The organism is Ulvibacterium marinum (assembly GCF_003626755.1).
In the GTDB taxonomy this organism is placed as follows: domain Bacteria; phylum Bacteroidota; class Bacteroidia; order Flavobacteriales; family Flavobacteriaceae; genus Ulvibacterium; species Ulvibacterium marinum.
The window spans coordinates 487,251-505,895 of record NZ_RBCJ01000003.1 but is presented as its reverse complement, the minus strand read 5'-3'; the positions used below and the strand labels follow the sequence as shown (position 1 = coordinate 505,895).

The window sequence follows — 18,645 nt, the reverse complement described above, 5'->3', positions numbered from 1 at the left end:
TATTATAGTACCTCAGGCGCCAAGGATACAATTTTCATGAATTGTTTTTCCCGAAGCTCCCTGGCCACTGGTCCAAACACCCGGGTTCCTCTCATTTCTCCCGTTGGATTCAACAATACACAGGCATTGTCATCAAAGCGTATGTAAGAGCCATCCGGTCTTCTCACTTCTTTTTTGGTCCTTACCACAACGGCAGTAGAAACAGCTCCCTTCTTTATTCCCCCATTGGGCGTCGCTTCCTTAACGGTAACCACTATTTTGTCCCCAATGGAAGCATATCTTCTTTTTGTTCCACCGAGTACCCTAATGGTCAAAACTTCCTTTGCCCCCGTGTTGTCCGCTACCTTTAGCCTAGATTCTTGCTGTAACATAATTATTTAGCTCTTTCCAAAATTTCTACTAACCTCCAACATTTGGTCTTACTCAAAGGACGGGTCTCCATTATCTTTACGGTATCTCCTATATTGCAATCGTTCTTCTCGTCGTGCGCAACATATTTTTTCGTTTTTAAAACGAACTTACCATACATGGGATGCTTAACCCTTTTGACTTCCGCTACCACAATGGATTTCTCCATTCTGTCACTTGTCACGACCCCTATTCTTTCTTTTCTTAAGTTTCTTTTTTCCATAAAGCAGAACCAATTATTGGTTTTCCCTATTAGTTAATTCCGTTGCCAATCTTGCTACAGTTCTCCTGACCTTCCTTATCTGAAGTGGATTTTCCAATGGTGTCACAAAATGGGCCATTTTCAAGTCGGCATGTTGCTTTTTAAATTCGGCAAGTTTTTCCGTAAGCTCTTCTACCGACATTTGTTTTATCTCTTGTTTTTTCATATCACCTTACGATTAATCCTTATGCTCATAATCCCGTGCAACAACAAATTTTGTTCTGACCGGCAATTTCTGTGCCGCCAAACGTAATGCTTCCTTGGCAATATCCATAGGTACACCTGCAACCTCAAAAAGAATCCTTCCAGGCTTAACAATGGCTACAAAATATTCCGGGGCTCCCTTACCTTTACCCATACGTACTTCCAAGGGTTTTTTGGTGATAGGCTTGTCCGGGAAAATCTTTATCCACAGTTGTCCTTCCCTTTTCATATATCGGGTAGCCGCAATACGGGCCGCCTCGATTTGTCTTGATGTTATAAACTTTGAATCCAAGGTCTTTATACCGAACATACCATTTGAAAGTTGATGCCCTCTTCCGGCATTGCCTTTCATACGGCCTTTCTGCATTTTGCGGTACTTGGTTCTCTTTGGTTGTAACATTTTCTACTTCTTTAAAAAATTACTTTCTACGGCGTGGTTTCCTTCCTCCATCTTGTTTGCCCCCTTTTCCTTGGCCCTTGGACATGCCGACCAATGGGGAAAGCTCCCGCTTACCGTATACCTCGCCCTTCATGATCCATACTTTAATACCCAATCTTCCATAGGTGGTATGGGCTTCCTGCATGGCATAATCAATATCTGCCCTAAAGGTCGATAATGGAATCCTGCCTTCCTTGTAAGACTCGGATCGAGCCATTTCCGCCCCGTTTAAACGTCCTGATATTTGTACTTTTATCCCTTCTGCATTCATACGTATCGCTGCGGCGATAGCCATTTTTATAGCACGTCTGAAAGATATTCTACTTTCTATTTGACGGGCGATACTGGCGGCTACCAAATTGGCGTCCAACTCCGGCCTTTTAATTTCATAGATATTGATCTGGACCTCTTTATTGGTAATCTTCTTAAGCTCCTCCTTCAATTTATCTACTTCTTGTCCGCCCTTACCAATTATGATACCCGGTCTGGCCGTAGTGATGGTGACTGTAATCAATTTTAGCGTACGTTCAATAATTACCCGGGATACGCTCGCCTTGGAAAGACGTACATGGATATACTTCCGTATTTTTTCGTCCTCGGCCAATTTTTCACCATAATCGCTTCCTCCATACCAGTTGGATTCCCATCCCCTGATGATTCCTAGACGATTCCCTATCGGATTTGTTTTTTGTCCCATCCTAACTTTCCATATTATTGTTAGATTCCAAAACCAATGTTACATGGTTGGAACGCTTTCTTATTCTGTGTGCCCTTCCTTGAGGGGCAGGCCGTAATCGTTTTAGCATACCTGCACTATCTACTCGTATTTCCTTAATAAAAAGCTCGGCATCCTCAACGTTGGCCTCTTCGTTCTTAGCCTCCCAATTGGCCAATGCCGAAAGTAACAACTTCTCCAACCTGCGCGAAGCTTCCTTAGGATTAAACCTTAGGATTGCCAATGCCTTTTCAACACCTTCGCCCCGAATCAAATCCGCCACTAAGCGCATTTTGCGTGGTGAGGTGGGACAATTATTGAGCTTTGCAAATGCCATCTGTTTCTTTTCAGCCTTTAGTCTTTCGGCCATCTGTCTTTTTCGAACTCCCATAGCTTACTTTTTACCTTTGTTCTTTGCACCTGCATGACCCCTAAAAGATCGAGTAGGTGAAAATTCTCCCAGCTTGTGGCCCACCATATTTTCGGTAATATACACAGGTACGAACTGTCGTCCGTTATGAACCGCAATGGTCAGACCAACAAAATCAGGCGTTATCATAGAGGCCCTGGACCACGTCTTAATGACGCTTTTCTTTCCAGAAGCTGCATTCTGCTGAATCTTTTTCTCTAAACTATAATGAACGTAAGGTCCTTTCTTTAATGAGCGTGCCATTTATTCTTCTTTCTAATTTTACTTCTTTCTACGTTCTATTATGTATCTGTTGGTATCCTTGGTCTTGGAACGAGTCCTATATCCTTTGGCCGGGATTCCATTCTTGGATCTAGGATGGCCTCCGGATGCTCTTCCTTCACCACCACCCATTGGGTGATCTACAGGGTTCATGGCAACAGGACGCGTTCTAGGTCTTCTGCCAAGCCATCTACTTCTACCCGCCTTACCGGATACAATTAACTGATGATCCGAATTGGACACTGCACCAATGGTGGCCAAACAGCCAGAAAGTATTAATCTGGTTTCTCCTGAGGGTAGTTTAACGGTCGCATACTTGCCTTCCCTTGCCATTAATTGGGCAAAAGTACCGGCACTTCTTGCCATTACTGCTCCTTGTCCAGGTCGCAACTCAATACATGAAATAATTGTCCCTAATGGAATTTCGCTCAAGGGTAATGCATTACCGATTTCCGGTGCTACACCTTTCCCAGATGAAATTTTCTGGTCGACTTGAAGACCATTTTGCGCAATTACATGGCGTTTTTCACCATCAGAATACTCCAAAAGTGCTATAAAGGCAGTCCTATTGGGGTCATATTGGATAGATTTGACCGTAGCGGCAACATCTTGTTTGTCCCTTTTAAAATCAATAATCCTGTACCTTCTTTTGTGGCCACCACCTCTATGGCGTATGGTCATTTTTCCTTGACTGTTTCTACCTCCCGACTTTTTTAACGGAGCAAGCAAGCTTTTCTCCGGCTTATCAGCAGTAAGCGCGTCAAATCCGTTTACTACTCTAAAACGCTGTCCGGGAGTTATCGGTTTTAATTTTCTAACTGACATTCCGTGTCTTTATAGATTACTGTAAAAATCGATGATATCTCCATCCGCTACATCTACAATTGCCTTTTTTAAGGCATTTGTTTTACCATGCTGTACTCCTGTCTTGGTGTATCTGGATTTTCTGGTCGGGCCATAGTTCATGGTCCGAACCTTTTTAACCGAAACTCCATAAGTGGCCTCAACAGCATCTTTGATCTGCAACTTGTTCGCTTTGGGATCTACAAAGAAACCATAACGGTTGTACAACTCGCTATCAGCTGTCATCTTTTCGGTTATTATAGGTTTTATCAACACACTCATGGCTTTCTTATTTATTTAGGTTGGTCTCAAGCCCTTCCAAAGCACCTTCCAACAACACAATATTATTGGCGTTTAATATTTTGTAAGTACTTAATTCTGAGCTAGTTAAAACCTCTGAACCCTTCAAATTACGCGAAGACAAATATACGCTATTATTTGAATGGCCCAACACAAACAAAGATTTTTTGTTTTCCAGCCCTAACGACTTCAAAACTTGAATAAAATCCTTGGTCTTTGGCATCTCAAAATCAAAATCTTCAACAACTAAAATTGCCTTATCCTTTGACTTCATACTCAAGGCCGATTTACGGGCCAAACGCTTTACATTTTTGTTTAGTTTTTGGGAATAGTCCTTAGGCCTCGGTCCAAAAATACGTCCTCCGCCTCTAAAAATCGGAGACTTAATACTACCGGCCCTGGCGGTTCCCGTACCTTTTTGTTTTTTTATTTTTCGGGTACTTCCAACTATCTCACCGCGCTCTTTGGCCTTATGGGTACCCTGCCTTTGATGCGCCATATATTGCTTTACGTCCAAATACACCGCATGTTTGTTGGGCTCTATTCCGAAGACTGCATCAGAAAGGTCTGCCTTTCTACCAGTGTCTTTTCCTTTGATATCTAAAACTGCTACCTTCATTACTTCTCAATAGTTACGTATGCATTTTTATGACCGGGAACACATCCCTTAACAACGATAAGGTTTTTCTCAGGTACTACTTTAAGAACCCTTAAATTTTGAACGGTAACCCGATCTCCACCCATTCTACCGGCCATACGCATTCCCTTAAAAACCCTTGAGGGTGTGGATGCCGCACCAATAGATCCTGGGGCCCTTAGCCTATTATGCTGCCCATGTGTAGATTGACCAACCCCTCCAAAACCATGTCTTTTGACTACGCCTTGAAAGCCCTTCCCTTTTGAAGTGCCCACTACATCAACAAACTCTCCTTCTACAAAAACATCGACACCAATGGTATCTCCCAATTTAAATTCACCTTCAAAATCGCGGAATTCAATGACCTTCTTTTTAGGAGATGCGCCTGCTTTCTTAAAATGACCGGATTCGGCCTTGTTTGCACGCTTTTCTGCCTTGTCATCGAAACCGAGTTGAAGGGCACTATACCCGTCTACCTCTTCGGTTCTGACTTGGGTAACTACACATGGGCCGGCTTCGATAACGGTACATGGAATGTTTTTTCCATTTTCGTCAAAGATGCTGGTCATGCCTACTTTTTTTCCTATTAACCCAGACATATTGATTTAGATTTTGGATTTTGGATTTTCAAGCCGAAAATCAATCATCCGTTACTATTAAATTATGTATTACTGTTCCTTACTTTCCAAAAAAATAGGGTCAAAAATTATTCAACCCTGAATTAATTTTTTTCCGTTTTTCCTTCGCTCGCGGCTCTGGACATGTCATTCCGCACTAGCGGAAAATTGAAACTAAACCTTAATTTCTACCTCAACCCCACTAGGAAGCTCCAACTTCATCAACGCATCAATCGTTTTGGAAGAGGAACTATAAATGTCAAGGAGTCGTTTATACGAGCTCAATTGAAATTGTTCCCGGGACTTTTTATTTACGTGCGGTGAACGTAACACTGTAAATATTTTTTTATGTGTTGGCAAAGGAATGGGGCCTGTAACCACAGCACCGGTAGTCTTTACCGTTTTTACGATTTTTTCAGCGGACTTATCCACCAAATTGTGATCGTACGATTTTAATTTTATTCTAATTTTTTGACTCATCTTACTAGAATTAAGCGGTTACACCTTTGGCTGCCTTTATTACTTCTTCAGCTATATTGGATGGCGTTTCCGCATAGTGCGAAAATTCCATTGTGGAAGTAGCCCTACCGGATGACAACGTACGCAAAGCAGTAACGTAACCGAACATTTCAGAAAGTGGAACCTCGGCCTTTATTACTTTGGAACCTGCCCTATCATCCATATTGTTTACTTGTCCCCTTCTCCTATTAAGGTCTCCAACGATATCACCCATATTTTCTTCCGGGGTCAACGCCTCCAATTTCATAATAGGCTCCATTAGAACGGCGCGTGCCTTTTTAGCTGCTTCCTTATAACCTAATTTAGCTGCCAATTCAAAAGATAATGAATCCGAATCCACAGGGTGGAAAGAACCATCCTTCAGGACTATCCTCATACTATCCATCTCAAAACCGGCCAAAGGCCCATTCTTCATGGCCTCCTTAAATCCTTTTTCTACGGATGGAATATACTCACGGGGAATATTACCTCCCTTAATTTCGTTAACAAATTCCAATCCCGCTTTGGTCTCGTCACTTGCAGGCTCCATAGTGAAGACGATATCTGCAAATTTACCGCGTCCACCGGTTTGCTTCTTGTATACTTCCCGATGCTCAGCGGAGGCAGTTAAAGCTTCCTTATATTCTACCTGGGGTTGTCCCTGATTTACTTCAACCTTGAATTCCCTCCTTAGGCGATCTACAATAATATCCAAATGAAGTTCTCCCATTCCGGAAATTATGGTTTGTCCAGAAGCTTCATCAGTCTTTACTTGAAAGGTTGGATCTTCCTCAGCAAGTTTTGCCAATGACATCCCCAACTTATCAACATCTGCTTTTGTCTTGGGCTCAACCGCGATACCGATTACCGGATCGGGAAAGTTCATACTTTCCAAAACAATCGGATGTTTTTCATCGGAAAGGGTGTCTCCAGTCTTTATATCCTTAAATCCTACCGCCGCTCCAATATCGCCAGCACCTATTGATGCAACCGCATTCTGTTTATTGGAATGCATTTGGTATATCCTAGAAATCCTTTCTTTATTTCCAGAACGATTGTTCAAAACATAAGATCCGGCATCCAATTTCCCGGAATATGCTCTAAAGAAAGCCAAACGACCAACAAAAGGGTCTGTGGCAATTTTAAATGCCAAAGCCGAAAAAGGCTCCTTTAAATCTGGTTTTCTAGCAATTTCTTCTCCTGTATCGGGATTAGTGCCCACTATAGCATCCTTATCCAAAGGCGAAGGCAAATATCTACATACAGCGTCCAGTAAGAATTGAACACCTTTGTTCTTAAAGGAGGAACCGCATATCATAGGGATTATACTCATATCCATAACTGCTGCCCTAAGTGCCGTGTGAACCTCTTCTTCCGTTATGGAATCCTCATCCTCAAAGAATTTTTCCATAAGGTTCTCGTCATATTCGGCAACCGCCTCTATCAGTGCCGCCCTATGCTCATGGACTTCTTCTTCCATTTCCGCAGGGATGTCTACCACATCAAAAGTGGCTCCCATATCATGTTCATGCCAGACAATAGCACGGTTCTTTACCAAATCCACTATACCCCTAAAATCAGCTTCATCCCCAATAGGAAGTACAATAGGGACGGCATTTGACTTCAACATTTCCCTAACCTGCTTACACACATTAAGGAAGTTAGAGCCCTGTCTATCCATTTTGTTTACAAAGCCCATTCGTGGAACTTTGTAATTATCGGCAAGCCTCCAGTTAGTTTCTGATTGTGGCTCAACTCCGTCCACAGCACTAAACAAAAAGACAAGCCCGTCCAGAACACGTAGGGACCGATTCACCTCAACAGTGAAATCTACGTGACCCGGGGTATCTATAATATTAAAATGGTAGGGTTTTGTAACATCTGTAATCTCACCGTTTTTCATTGGGAAATTCCAAGTACATGTAGTAGCTGCTGATGTAATGGTAATACCACGCTCCTGCTCCTGCTCCATCCAGTCCATAGTAGCCGCACCATCATGCACCTCCCCTATTTTATGACTTACTCCTGTATAAAATAGGATACGTTCAGTAGTAGTGGTTTTTCCGGCATCTATATGAGCCGCGATACCAATATTCCTTGTGTATTTTAAATCTCTTGCCATTTTTGATTAAAATCTAAAGTGGGAAAATGCTTTGTTTGCTTCTGCCATCTTATGGGTGTCTACCCGTTTCTTTACCGCAGCCCCCTCTTCCTTTGCAGCTGCCAATATTTCGGCTGCCAGTTTTTGTGACATTCCCTTTTCATTTCGCTTTCTTGCATAGCTTATCAACCACTTCATGGCAGTAGAAATCTTCCTGTCCGGACGGATTTGCATAGGAATTTGAAAAGTTGCACCCCCAACACGCCTGCTTCTAACCTCAACGTGGGGCATTACATTGGAAAGGGCATCTTTCCAAAGATCCAATGCGCTCTTTTCTTCATCTGTTTTCTTTTCCTCAACGATATCCATGGCACCATAGAATACATGGAAGGCAACGGACTTTTTTCCATCCCACATCATCATATTCACAAAACGGGTAACCAATTGATCATTAAACCGGGGATCCGGTAAGAGAGGTCTTTTTTTTGCCTGTTTTTTTCTCATTACTGCTTTCTTAAAAGTTTAAGGTTCCAAATTGAGGTGAGCTCCCAATGCTCTCCCCCTTGAAAATAAACCATTAAATTACTTTTTGGGTCTTTTTGCTCCGTATTTAGATCTACGTTGGGTTCTACCTGCAACACCTGCTGTGTCCAGGGCTCCCCTCACGATATGATACCTAACTCCCGGCAAATCCTTTACCCTTCCGCCTCTTACCAATACTATCGAGTGCTCTTGGAGGTTGTGTCCTTCCCCTGGAATGTAAGCGTTAACTTCCTTACCATTGGTCAACCTTACCCTGGCAACCTTTCGCATCGCAGAGTTTGGTTTCTTAGGAGTGGTCGTATATACCCGGGTACATACACCTCTTCTTTGTGGACACGAATCCAAAGCAGCCGATTTACTCTTCTTGGTAATTGTGGCCCTTCCTTTTCGTACTAATTGTGAAATTGTTGGCATTACTTATAATATGTATATAATATAACCCTCGTTTAAGGGCTGGCAAATGTAGTGATATTTTCCAAAAATTCAAACGGTAAAAAATTTATTTTTCATCCATTTATATAAGGGTACCTAAGGTTGCTCAACATTGTCCACCGGAAGAACGAAATTCTGTAAAAAAATATGGCTCCTCGGCCCTTGTATAAAGATCAAATAAATTGATTAAGCAAATCTGTTACATTCACTAATTCATTGGAGCACCCCCCATAAATCTTTTGCTTGTCGAAAATATCACGGAAGCTTGTTAATAAAGCAAACTCATATTACAGCAACTCTTCTACTAGATTATGGGATGCAGATATGGACATGCTGAATATCTCCTAGATGTTTGTTATTCAGTTTCCGGCAAAACTCACTCAATTGAACCAAATCAAATGATATATTCATAATGAACAGATGATACAAAAAATGTTCCAGGGTAAAGTATTTTGATTCAATTTTTATTGATAAAAATGTTGCTTGCCAATCGGATTATGTCATATCCCCAAAATCTATTTGACATATCATTTTTGATTTCGCATTTTTTTATTTAAAAAATTATGAAAATGATATTTTAAGAATTTTTCTGAGGGCCAAAATCGATTTTTGCGTACTTGTTAAAAATTTAACTTTTTTTTGTAGGTATTCTCTTTATTGACTTTTTAATAATGTTGCATTTATAATCTAGGTACGTACATATGTGATATTTTACTAGAATTTACTTTCAATTTTCCATTTTTTAACAAACGAAAAAGTTATGCATGCATAACTTTAAGATAAAAAAAGTTGGATTATTAACATGAATTTATGACTTTTGCCGGTAGCTAATTCAAATAATTAAAAAATGAGAACAAAACTTAATGGAATTTTAACGCTATTTCTGGCGTTAATTGTGCAGCTATCTTTTGCACAGGAAAAAGCGGTTTCAGGTACCGTGACGGACCAAGACGGTCTTCCTCTGCCTGGTACTTCCGTAGTGGTCAAAGGAACCACAACGGGTACTCAGACTGATTTTGATGGAAACTATACCCTTAACACGGAAGAAGGCGCTGTTTTGGTTTTCTCCTACATTGGGCAAAGAACCCAAGAAATTACCGTAGGAAGTGCAAACACCATTGATGTACAAATGGTGGAAGACGCACAGGCCCTTGAAGAGGTTGTCGTTACGGCCCAAGGTATTCAAAGGGAGGAACGATCTCTGGGGTACGCCGTGACCACGGTAGACGAAGAGCAGGTAAGTTCCAGGCCTGAAGCCGATATAGGACGGGTACTTCAAGGAAAAGTTGCTGGTGTTAATATCACCAATAACAACGGACTCTCAGGTTCGGGAACCAATATTATTATTCGTGGTTTTAGTTCCGTTACCCAGTCCAACCAACCTCTATTTGTTGTGGACGGTATTCCCATCGATTCCGGGACCAATACACAAACTTCCTTTTTGGATGGGAACACGGAATCCAGCCGATTCTTGGATATTGATCCCAATACCATTGCTAGTGTGAGCGTATTGAAAGGACTAAGTGCTACGGTACTTTATGGTAACCGTGGACGAAACGGGGTAATCTTGATTACCACGAAAGGTGCCGCCACAGGTGAGGCCCCTTCCAAGACCGAAGTGACCGTTAACCAATCCGTTTTCGTAGCTGATGCCATATTACCCAAATATCAGGATAATTACGGTGGAGGGTTCCATCAAGGTTTTGGTTACTTCTTTAGTAACTGGGGGCCACGATTTGACCGTACCGATGATGACGGTATTTCACAAGCACGTCAATTTGTTGGAGACGGTCCAGGCGGTGTTGCCATCCTGCAACATCCCCATAACTTTATCGCAGACCAGACCTTAATTGCTGGCTTTGAGGACCTTTTGGACGATCCTTATCCCTACCAACCTTATAATGGGGTAGAGGAATTCTTTCGTACAGGATTTGTTACCAGCACCTCTGTAAATGTTCGAGGTGGAGGTGAAAAGGCCAGTTTCAATTTGAACTATGGGCGCACCGAGGATAGAGGTATTACCCCGGGAAATACGCTTCTTAGAAATAACTTCAATTTAGGGGGTAATGCCAGATTGTCCAATAAGTTAACGATAAGTGGCGTTTTCAATTTCATCCGTACCGGATTTAAATCTCCTCCAAATGCGGTAAGCACCGGTAGTGGTGCGGCCTTTAACGGAGGTGCGGTTTTCGGGGACATTCTCTATACCCCACGTAGTGTGGACCTAACAAATTTACCTTTCCAGGCTGCGGACGGCAGAAGTGTCTACTATCGTGAAACAAATGATATACAGAATCCCTATTGGACCGTAGCCAATGTGAAGACATCCCAGGATACAGATCGTTTCATCGGTAATACTTCCCTTACCTATGAAATCAATGATTGGATGAACCTTACCTATCGTTTAGGCCTGGATACCTATAGTGAATTCAATTTCTATGGTCAGAACAAAGGAGGAGTCGATGGCCCGGTAATCGGTCTGTTGCGAACCAATAGCGTACGAAATACGATTTGGAACCACGACCTTATTCTTTCCGCCGACAAGGACCTTTCTGAAAATCTTAACCTAAAGGCCATCGCTGGTTTAAATAGCAGAAGGGATGAATATGAGCAAGATGGTATCGAGAGCCAAGGTCAACTGGTTTTTGGTGTACTGGAACATTTTAACTTTACAACACCTTCAGCCCAAAATTCTCTAACAAGATCAGGAAACAATCCAAACCTGAACCAGAACTTTGAACAAAACTTAGTCGGAGCTTATTTGGATTTGACCCTAGGTTATAAAGATTGGTTATTCTTGAACGCAGTAGGACGGAATGACTGGTCTTCCACTTTAGAGCGGGAGAATAATTCGATTTTCTACCCCGGTGCAAGTATCTCTTTTGTACCTACTTCTGCCTTTGAAGGTATCCAGGGCAACTTTTTGAACTATGCCAAACTCCGTTTGGGATACGGTTCGTCAGCAGGTTTCCCTGATCCTTTCACTACACGAAGCGTATTGGGACTTACTGCACGAAGCCTTGTAGATGTGAATGGAAATGTAATTTCATCCAATTCCGTGGACAATACTTTGGGGAACGCCGATCTGAAACCGGAACGGATTCAGGAATTTGAAGTAGGTTTGGATACTCGTCTGTTCAACCGATTGAATTTGAATGTTAGCCTCTTTGACAAGCGCACCACCGACTTGATTACCGATCGTACTTTGGACAGCTCCACAGGCTTTACAAGTACAACGGTCAACATTGGTGAAATCCAGGCGCAGGGAGTTGAGGTTGATTTTGACCTAGCTATCCTGAAGGAGTTCGAGAGTGGAATCGGCATCAATATTGCCGGGAACTGGACCACCATTGAGACTACGGTTACGGACTTGGCCGATGGTACGAACAATATTTTGTTAACCGATGCCATTGCCCAGGAAGCCGCTAACTATGCCGTTGAAGGGAGACCATTTGGGGTACTGCTGGGTAGTGACTTCGTATTTGACGATGATGGAAATAGGTTAGTAAATGATGCAGGTAGGTATTTGTTCGATCCAACTATCCGGGAAATCGGTGATCCGAACCCAGATTGGCAGACTGCATTGATTCCTACCATTACCTTTAAGAATTTCACCTTATCCGCGAACTTGCAGTACCGTCATGGCGGGGATGTTTACTCGGTTACCACCTCGGCATTGATCGGTCGTGGGGTGGTTGATGACGACAATCCGATTGATAGAGAAGCCAATTACATTCTTCCCGGCGTTAAAGCGTCCGATGGCACACCTAACGATACGGCTATTAGCTCAACTGAGCTGGGTTTCAATACCTATTTTGGAGGAAATATCAATCCACTTAGTATATTTGACGGTTCCACAATAAGACTACAGGAGGCTTCTTTGGGCTATTCACTGCCATCCAAAATGTTGGAAAAGACCCCATTTGGTAGTCTTACCTTTACCTTATCCGGTCAGAACTTATGGTTTAAGGCCATCAACTTTCCGGACAATGTTCGCTACGACACCAACTCATCGAGTACGGGTGTAGGTAACGGTCAGGGCATTGACTTCTTTACAGGTCCTTCTGTAAGGAGATACGGTTTCACTGTAAGAGCTAGTTTCTAATCGAAAAAGAAAATGAAAAATACACATAGCATTATGAAAAATAGGTTTAAAAATATTGGTCTGGCCCTAGTTGCCGTATCAATATTGCTAACAAATGGATGCGAGACCACCGAACTAGGCGTGGTTCCAAGTCCCAATGAACTAAATCCGACCCAAGCGGACGTTGATTTCTTCCTGAATAGTATCCAACAACTGGTTGCCAAAGTACATTCTGGAACGGAAGGTCTTGCCGAAAACGGTACGGCACAATTTGGTATGGAGGCTGTACGCATGCAACATTCCTTTGGCCCGACCTATAGGGAATCCTATGAGCCATCTGATTTTGACCAAATATGGGATGATACCTATGCAGAGGCCCTTATCGACATTCGAACCATGACCCCACTTGCCGAAGAGGCCAGTCAGTTTACCCATATCGCCATTGCCCAAATTTTGGAGGCCTATCTGATTACCACAATGGTGGATATGTTCGGAGATGTACCTTATTCGGAAGCAGCGCGTGGTGGAGAAGGAATCTTTAACCCGGCTGTGGATACAGGAGCTTCCATTTATGCAGCTGCCGATCAGCTGTTACAGGATGCCATTGTTAATCTTAACAGGCAAGAGCTGGTATTACCTACTAACGATTTGTATTACGGGGGTGATGAAACCCAATGGATCAAGGCGGCCAACACCATGCGACTAAGGCTAGCAGTCCAATCAAGATTGGTCAATCCTGCTGAGTCCACTGCAATTATTAATAGTTTAGTTGGAGGTGGTCAATTAATTGTCGATGCTGCAGATGACCTACAATTTCAATGGGGTTCCAATCTAGCCGCTCCAGATAGCCGGCACCCTTATTTTGATTCCAACTATGATGGTCAAGGTCCTAGTTCGGACTTTTACACCTGCAATTATTATATGAACCTGATGGCCAATCAGTATGGAGAAGCCGACCCCAGGACTCGTTATTATTTTTATAGACAACAGGAAGATTATTCCGGTGCCGATGTAATCACTAAGGAATGCGTTACGGAGCCGGCTATCCCGGCTTGGTGGGCTCCTTTTGATGTTTATTGCTTGGTACCTGCAACAAATGGCCTTAATGGATTGTGGGGTAGGAACCACTTGGATGATGACGGTATTCCACCCGATGATAACTTCCGTACCCTACACGGCGTCTACCCAATCGGGGGACCTTTTGATGATAACAGTTTTAATACGGCGGTATCCGGCTCAACAGCGGCAACTTTTGGATTGGCCGGTGCAGGTATTTCTCCCATGCTGTTAGCCGCTAATACACACTTAATGCTGGCCGAATCAGCTTTGGTTTTAGGCACTTCCGGTGACGCGAGGGTATACTTGGAAGAAGGAGTCCGACAATCGATGAATAAAGTAGCTGCCTTTGGTGCAGTACTGGCCGACGGTACTGGTTTTGAAGCCACTCCTGATGCAATCAATGCGCACATAGCAGATATCCTTGCCGCTTATGATGCCGGCAATGATACCGATAAACTACGTATCATCGCCGAACAGGTATTTATTGCTTCTTGGTGCAATGGTATGGAAGGCTATAATACCTATAGAAGAACGGGACAGCCTGATAATCTTACTCCTGCTACCCGAGTGGCTGACCCAGGTACGTTCCTAAGAAGTATGTGGTATCCACAAACTGCTTCAGATAATAATACGAATATAACACAGAAGGCCAACCCCGATACCCCGGTATTTTGGGATACCAATCCAGAAGGATTTGTGGACTAAATAAAATAACTTTTTATAAAAATGAAAAAAATGAAAAGAATATATATGTATATGATCGGGTTCTCACTTCTTTCTGTCGGATTAATTTCCTGCGAAGAAGATGAAAAGGACCCTATGCAAGTTCATTTGGACGAGGCTAACAAGGCACCCTATGTTAGGATTCAAACAAATGCCAGGGTACTTGGTGCCAGCGAACTGCCAACTTCGAGTTTTGATGCTACTGTTGAGGCTTTGGAAAACAATGTAGCTTCCTGGGATGTAACGGTTACCCTTGAACAAGGAGGCGAAGCAGCAGCAGGGCCAGCTGCGCTCACCACAGTCACCAGCTTTCCATCCGATTTTTCCTTTACCTATCCAGAAATTGCCACTGCCTTGGGCTTAGGTGATATTTCTGAAATTGTAGGTGGTAATGTACTCCGTTTTTTGGGTACAGCTACTGGAACCGACGGACGAGTAGTCACCCAGGATAATCTTAGTGGGAGTATCTTAGGCCAAGCGGAGCAATTACAGGCCTTTAACTTTATAGTTACTGTAGATTGTTCCCCAATTTCTGATGTTAGCGTAGGAGGCACTTGGAACATTGATATTTTCGACAGCTTTGGAGATGGCTGGGATGGTGCTTTTCTTACGTTTACGGTCAATGGTGTGGATACGGTTTTCACTATTGCAGGAGGATCTGAAGGAAACTTTACTATTGATGTTCCGGCTGGGGCCGAATTGTTTATAAGATACACATCTGGTGCTTTTGAGGAGGAACATACCTTTACGCTTACTTCGCCCGAGGGCCCGTATGGAGATTTTGGACCAAATCCTTTGTTGTGCGTGAATTAGTATTTGGCATTATGACTTTTTAAACAATATAGAATTCAGAAAACTAGAAAAACCATGGTTCCCAAATTTGGGAACCATGGTTTTCTTTTTTTGGGTTATCGAGATAGCCATGTAGTTTCGGAAAGTATTATCATAAACGTAATTCTTCTAGTTTTTCTATCCTATACCAAAATACTACAGTATTTTAACCAATTTGATAGATTTCCTACAACTCTTATTAGATTATTTACTAACTTTAGAAGTAAGGCATAAATCTTATTTGGAGTAATCTCAATTAAGTTCAACCATCAATAAAAATAAAAACAATGAAGAAGAAGTTAGTATTTACTATCATAGCATGCATTTATGGATTTTCGGTACTCGGGCAAGCCGGGCTACAAGCCAACCCTTCCGGAGATACAGAAAATAACTTTAGATTGGCAAGTTACTTTAACAGCTTAAGCAATAAGCCCGAGGCCATAGTTGCTGACCGTACTTTGGACCTTGCGAATATAGAAGGATCCATGTACTACGTGGAAGCTTTTATCCCTGGACAAATCTATTATTCCGGTAAAACTTTCAAGACTGTTCCCATGCGCTATAATGCCTACACGGATGAGATTGAAATAAAAAGAGCGGGACAACAAGAGGCCGAGGCGCTTCTTAAGGATGCCAAGGTTTCCTGTGAGGTAAATGGAAATCTATTCGTGTATTCCGAATACCGCAACAAAAAAGGAGATTTAGAAAATGGCTATTTGGTCGAAAAATTTTCTGGTCAAAAATACAAGCTCTACCAAAAAATATCCAAGGCATTTAAGGAAGGCCAACAGCCCAAAACTTCGTTACATTTACCTACCCCTGATAAATTTGTAGATCGATCAGGCTTCTACGTTGCAATGGAGTCGGAAACACCTCAATTTTTTCCTGACTCTAGAAAGAAGCTTTCGATGGTCTTTGATAACGATAAAATCGGCATTTTAAGAACCTTCATTAAAAAGAATGAAATTGATCTAAGCAAAAAAGAAGATTTACAACGTCTCTTATTATACGCCGAAACCATCACAACCGAAGGGAAAGGTGTATAAGTAACTCTCAAATGAAGTCAAATAAGTTTTAAGAGTGCCAATTTGTGAAAGAAGATATCCTCAATATTTCATGAAATCCTCAAAAAAAGCAAAGGGTTTCATGAAACCCTTTGCTTTTTAATTTCTAATAAGGTATACAGGTTTCAAAGGCATTACACTCTCCCGGACATCCACAATGCCCATTACCATAACAAGCGCTGCCTTGTGGCCTTCCGACACAACTTGCCGGACATTTAACACCCCCAGCAATGGTCTTTTGTTCAAAACTAGTAAGGACTTTTACTCCACTTAGATCAAATAAACTTTTCATAATATAAATATTAGAATTATATTGGCCCTGAACGGTTAAGGACACTCAAGGTTTATGTCCATCTTTCGCGAAAAGATATTGTTCCCTTTGCAAAAGCTTTTCCGCCAAAAGCGGAAAAGCATACGCATCGGATTGTATTTTCAGGGCTAAATCATACTGGATTTGCCTCCTTAATTTCAGTTCCTTCAATTAAATCTTCAACGAAATAAGCGATATCACTTCTTTCGTATTCTTTTGGAAATTCCCTTCCATTAATCAAAACAGCGGGAGTAAAATTAATTCCATTGCTATGACACCATTGTTGCTGTCGCTCCAATAGATATTTGAACGAAATATCCTTCACTTCGCCCCATTTGGATAACCACATATTTAAATCTGTATTATCCAAGTATACTTCGTGCAAAGCCTCAAAAACCATTTCTTGAGGTTCTAAACTATACAACTCCAACAATCTGCATGTAACTCTATAGTCCAAATTTTCCTCGGTCTTTGTAGACACATTGAACCTAATCAGGATTCTAAAGCTATCATGATTTTTACGCAATAACTCCTTTAAATCATGATGTGCCGACTTACAATAAATACAGAGTGGGTTGGTAACCATCAACAATTCAATTGGTGCATAAGCGTTACCTAATACTATTTCCCTGCCTTCAATTTCGGGGATTCCCGTTTGTATCTTATTGCTTTTGGCTAACAGGGCATCAAAAAGAGCATAGTTTCTTTTAAATTTATTGTGCGCAATGGAAAGTTTTTTCAGCTCTATTTGCTTTACTAACAAGGGCTTTGAAAATAGCCAAAAAGAAAACGCAAGCCAAAAACCAAGTAGAAATAGTACTATGGAAATACTATCAACATTTAGAGTACTGAGGGAACTTTCAAAAAAAATAAGAGTACAAGCCTGCATCCATAAAACTACTACTATCCCTAAGCATAGAGGACACCATTTTTTAACCACAAAAATCTGATAAAAAATAGAATACAGGGTAATTGGCAAGGCCAATACGGTCAAAAGTATAATTGGCAAATCATTGATTCGAAAAATAAGAAGGATATTCCAAGAAAGTACGAGCCCTAAGAAATAAACAAAGCTTGCATCGCTTAATTTGAACCACTTCAGGATTGTTGCTCCATTAGAGTTTAAAACTGCGTCACAACTTGTTGTTTCATTAGCACTGCAAACTTTATGAAGCATTCGAGTGTTGAGCCCTAGTTCGTGTCTAACGATTAAAACACTAATTGCAAATCCAATGATGGAAAACAAAAAATGACCTGCCCGAAAGGCTGTAGGGCCTTGAAAAAAAAAGAGCCCTAAAATTATACAAATGGTAATTAGATATACTATTCCATGTACCTTGTTGTTACCAGCTTTTTTGAGGATCTCGTCTTCCTTTTCGGTCACTACTACTATACCACGCCAGGATTCCAGAAACTTGTTGACGGATATTTTTTTTCTTCCTCTATCGGTCGAAATCGTGCTAACACCCCCCCCTTCTTTTATTGCCACTAAAAATTGATCCTTCTTATTAAGCGTTATGAAGGTTTTTGGCAATTGCCCTAAAATGTCTCTGTTAATCGGAACTTTCAAAGCAAGGTTTTCAATTCCAAAATGATTTAGGACACCGGTAACGGAATGTAAGCTCGGGTAAGATGGGTGACTCAGTAACTGAAACTCCAATTCGTCAAAGTCGGTTTTTAGTCCTTGCTTTTTTAGAAAGGCTTTAAGAATATAAAAAAGGGAGGAATCTTTCATTGCAGGCCAATTTTTAACACATAATGGTAGTCGGCTATTGGAATAACATATAATAAGTAATATACCAATTTTGTAAGAAATTACATTAAAATATAAGTTAAATTTTAATTATATAATTGTATATATTTCTTATATATTTAGTTCTATTA

Annotated in this window: 21 protein-coding genes; 4 read left to right on the top strand and 17 right to left on the bottom strand. The window is 41.6% G+C overall.

The window, feature by feature from the left end:
• Positions 1 to 2: 2 nt before the first annotated feature.
• From rplN to rpsL, 15 genes are all read right to left on the bottom strand, one after another.
• Entirely contained in the window at positions 3 to 371 is a 369-nt protein-coding gene (gene rplN / locus D7Z94_RS15205) for a 50S ribosomal protein L14 (RefSeq protein WP_120712450.1), read from the bottom strand.
• A gap of 2 nt (positions 372 to 373) precedes the next feature.
• On the bottom strand, positions 374 to 631 hold the full coding sequence (rpsQ, locus tag D7Z94_RS15200; protein ID WP_120712449.1) for a 30S ribosomal protein S17: 258 nt from the start codon (positions 629 to 631) through the stop codon (positions 374 to 376).
• Positions 632 to 644: 13 nt separating this feature from the next.
• Positions 645 to 836 carry a 50S ribosomal protein L29 gene (rpmC, locus tag D7Z94_RS15195; RefSeq protein WP_120712448.1) on the bottom strand — a complete coding sequence of 64 codons (192 nt, stop codon included), beginning with the start codon at positions 834 to 836 and terminating at the stop codon, positions 645 to 647.
• 12 nt (positions 837 to 848) lie between these two features.
• Positions 849 to 1,274, bottom strand: coding sequence for a 50S ribosomal protein L16 (rplP, locus tag D7Z94_RS15190; RefSeq protein WP_120712447.1), 426 nt, complete (start codon positions 1,272 to 1,274; stop codon positions 849 to 851).
• A 19-nt stretch (positions 1,275 to 1,293) separates the two neighbouring features.
• Positions 1,294 to 2,010, bottom strand: coding sequence for a 30S ribosomal protein S3 (gene rpsC / locus D7Z94_RS15185; RefSeq protein WP_120712446.1), 717 nt, complete (start codon positions 2,008 to 2,010; stop codon positions 1,294 to 1,296).
• Position 2,011: 1 nt separating this feature from the next.
• The gene (gene rplV / locus D7Z94_RS15180; protein WP_120712445.1) at positions 2,012 to 2,419 is read right to left on the bottom strand and encodes a 50S ribosomal protein L22; all 408 of its coding nucleotides are present in this window, start codon (positions 2,417 to 2,419) and stop codon (positions 2,012 to 2,014) included.
• Positions 2,420 to 2,422: 3 nt separating this feature from the next.
• Complete coding sequence (gene rpsS, locus D7Z94_RS15175) at positions 2,423 to 2,701, bottom strand: 30S ribosomal protein S19 (protein WP_120712444.1); 279 nt, start codon at positions 2,699 to 2,701, stop codon at positions 2,423 to 2,425.
• 18 nt (positions 2,702 to 2,719) lie between these two features.
• Positions 2,720 to 3,544, bottom strand: a complete 825-nt coding sequence (rplB, locus tag D7Z94_RS15170; protein WP_120712443.1) for a 50S ribosomal protein L2 — start codon at positions 3,542 to 3,544, stop codon at positions 2,720 to 2,722.
• A gap of 9 nt (positions 3,545 to 3,553) precedes the next feature.
• Positions 3,554 to 3,844: a 50S ribosomal protein L23 gene (gene rplW, locus D7Z94_RS15165; protein ID WP_120712442.1), complete on the bottom strand. Its 291-nt coding sequence runs from the start codon at positions 3,842 to 3,844 to the stop codon at positions 3,554 to 3,556.
• Between the two features lie 7 nt (positions 3,845 to 3,851).
• Positions 3,852 to 4,481 (bottom strand): 50S ribosomal protein L4, encoded by a 630-nt coding sequence (gene rplD, locus D7Z94_RS15160; protein ID WP_120712441.1) that lies wholly within the window; start codon positions 4,479 to 4,481, stop codon positions 3,852 to 3,854.
• Positions 4,481 to 5,098 carry a 50S ribosomal protein L3 gene (gene rplC, locus D7Z94_RS15155; RefSeq protein ID WP_120712440.1) on the bottom strand — a complete coding sequence of 206 codons (618 nt, stop codon included), beginning with the start codon at positions 5,096 to 5,098 and terminating at the stop codon, positions 4,481 to 4,483. Before rplC ends, rplD begins: the two co-directional genes overlap by 1 nt.
• Positions 5,099 to 5,290: 192 nt before the next feature.
• On the bottom strand, positions 5,291 to 5,596 hold the full coding sequence (rpsJ, locus tag D7Z94_RS15150; RefSeq protein ID WP_007094989.1) for a 30S ribosomal protein S10: 306 nt from the start codon (positions 5,594 to 5,596) through the stop codon (positions 5,291 to 5,293).
• A 10-nt stretch (positions 5,597 to 5,606) separates the two neighbouring features.
• The gene (fusA, locus tag D7Z94_RS15145; protein WP_120712439.1) at positions 5,607 to 7,736 is read right to left on the bottom strand and encodes an elongation factor G; all 2,130 of its coding nucleotides are present in this window, start codon (positions 7,734 to 7,736) and stop codon (positions 5,607 to 5,609) included.
• Between the two features lie 6 nt (positions 7,737 to 7,742).
• A complete protein-coding gene (rpsG, locus tag D7Z94_RS15140; RefSeq protein WP_120712438.1) occupies positions 7,743 to 8,219 on the bottom strand; it encodes a 30S ribosomal protein S7 in 477 nt (158 codons plus the stop codon).
• Positions 8,220 to 8,297: 78 nt separating this feature from the next.
• Positions 8,298 to 8,672, bottom strand: a complete 375-nt coding sequence (gene rpsL, locus D7Z94_RS15135) for a 30S ribosomal protein S12 (RefSeq protein WP_013305196.1) — start codon at positions 8,670 to 8,672, stop codon at positions 8,298 to 8,300.
• Positions 8,673 to 9,537: 865 nt separating this feature from the next.
• Here rpsL and D7Z94_RS15130 point away from each other — a divergent pair.
• The 4 genes from D7Z94_RS15130 to D7Z94_RS15110 all read left to right on the top strand — a co-directional run bounded on the left by D7Z94_RS15130 (position 9,538) and on the right by D7Z94_RS15110 (position 16,433).
• On the top strand, positions 9,538 to 12,795 hold the full coding sequence (locus tag D7Z94_RS15130) for a SusC/RagA family TonB-linked outer membrane protein (protein WP_120712437.1): 3,258 nt from the start codon (positions 9,538 to 9,540) through the stop codon (positions 12,793 to 12,795).
• A 12-nt stretch (positions 12,796 to 12,807) separates the two neighbouring features.
• Positions 12,808 to 14,538 (top strand): SusD/RagB family nutrient-binding outer membrane lipoprotein, encoded by a 1,731-nt coding sequence (locus D7Z94_RS15125; RefSeq protein WP_245967216.1) that lies wholly within the window; start codon positions 12,808 to 12,810, stop codon positions 14,536 to 14,538.
• A 30-nt stretch (positions 14,539 to 14,568) separates the two neighbouring features.
• Complete coding sequence (locus D7Z94_RS15120; protein WP_147415909.1) at positions 14,569 to 15,369, top strand: hypothetical protein; 801 nt, start codon at positions 14,569 to 14,571, stop codon at positions 15,367 to 15,369.
• Between the two features lie 305 nt (positions 15,370 to 15,674).
• Entirely contained in the window at positions 15,675 to 16,433 is a 759-nt protein-coding gene (locus D7Z94_RS15110) for a hypothetical protein (protein WP_120712434.1), read from the top strand.
• A gap of 124 nt (positions 16,434 to 16,557) precedes the next feature.
• Here D7Z94_RS15110 and D7Z94_RS25550 read toward each other — a convergent pair whose 3' ends face one another.
• Both D7Z94_RS25550 and D7Z94_RS15105 read right to left on the bottom strand, forming a co-directional pair.
• Positions 16,558 to 16,743 (bottom strand): hypothetical protein, encoded by a 186-nt coding sequence (locus D7Z94_RS25550; protein ID WP_147415908.1) that lies wholly within the window; start codon positions 16,741 to 16,743, stop codon positions 16,558 to 16,560.
• Positions 16,744 to 16,894: 151 nt separating this feature from the next.
• Entirely contained in the window at positions 16,895 to 18,496 is a 1,602-nt protein-coding gene (locus D7Z94_RS15105; RefSeq protein ID WP_120712433.1) for a vitamin K epoxide reductase family protein, read from the bottom strand.
• Between the last annotated feature and the right edge of the window lie 149 nt (positions 18,497 to 18,645).